1 rRNA gene is annotated in these 1,450 nt (G+C 53.5%); it reads left to right on the top strand.

Features of this window, described 5'->3' with window-relative positions:
* Positions 1–1,450 (top strand): 23S ribosomal RNA (locus ACFSDX_RS18605); the annotation flags it as partial.

Here is a 1,450-nt window from a genome sequence, read left to right on the forward strand (position 1 = left end):
GTTCAAAGGTACATTGACCTGAATACATAGGGTTCAATGAGCGAACCCGGGGAACTGAAACATCTCAGTACCCGGAGGAAAGGACATCAACCGAGACTCCCGTAGTAGTGGCGAGCGAACCGGGACCAGGCCAGTGCTGTCGTGACATAAAGCCGAACGATCTGGAAAGGTCGGCCATAGCGGGTGATAGCCCCGTAGGCGTCAATTAGCGACAGACTCGAGTAGGGCGGGACACGTGAAATCCTGTCTGAACATGGGGGGACCATCCTCCAAGCCTAAGTACTCCTCAGTGACCGATAGTGAACAAGTACCGTGAGGGAAAGGTGAAAAGCACCCCGACGAGGGGAGTGAAATAGAACCTGAAATCGGAAGCCTACAAGCAGTCGGAGCCACCACGCGTGGTGACGGCGTACCTTTTGTATAATGGGTCAGCGACTTCATGTGCCGTGCAAGCTTAAGCCGTTAGGTGTAGGCGCAGCGAAAGCGAGTCTGAATAGGGCGAATAAGTACGTCGCATGACGACCCGAAACCAGGTGATCTATCCATGAGCAGGTTGAAGGCTGGGTAACACCAGCTGGAGGACCGAACCCGTGCCCGTTGAAAAGGTCTGGGATGACTTGTGGATAGGGGTGAAAGGCCAATCAAACCTGGACATAGCTGGTTCTCCGCGAAATCTATTTAGGTAGAGCGTCAGACGAATTCCTTGGGGGGTAGAGCACTGGATGGATGCGGGCGGCGCGAGCTGTACCAATTCTAACCAAACTCCGAATACCCAAGAGAACTATCTGGCAGACACACGGCGGGTGCTAACGTCCGTCGTGAAAAGGGAAACAACCCTAACCATCATCTAAGGCCCCCAAGTAACGGCTAAGTGGGAAACGATGTGGGATTGCTTTGACAACCAGGATGTTGGCTTAGAAGCAGCCATCATTTAAAGAAAGCGTAACAGCTCACTGGTCAAGCGATCCTGCGCGGAAAATGTAACGGGGCTCAAGCCGTTCGCCGAAGGTATGGGTGTGCGCAAGCACGCGGTAGCGGAGCGTTCCGTAAGCCTGTGAAGGTCAGCCGTGAGGCTGGCTGGAGGTATCGGAAGTGAGAATGCTGACATGAGTAGCGACAAAGAGTGTGAGAGACACTCTCGCCGAAAGTCCAAGGGTTCCTGCGTAAAGTTAATCTGCGCAGGGTTAGCCGGCCCCTAAGGCGAGGCCGAAAGGCGTAGTCGATGGGAACCAGGTAAATATTCCTGGGCCAGTTGGAAGTGACGAATGACGTAAGTTGTCAGGGCTTATTGGATTGCTCCTGGCAGCGAAGTTGTTCCTGGAAATAACTCCAACAGAGACCGTACCCGAAACCGACACAGGTGGACTGGTAGAGCATACCAAGGCGCTTGAGAGAACTATGCTGAAGGAACTCGGCAAATTGCACGCGTAACTTCGGGATAAGCGTGACT

Source organism: Hymenobacter bucti, from assembly GCF_042681145.1.
GTDB classification, from domain to species: Bacteria; Bacteroidota; Bacteroidia; order Cytophagales; family Hymenobacteraceae; genus Hymenobacter; species Hymenobacter bucti.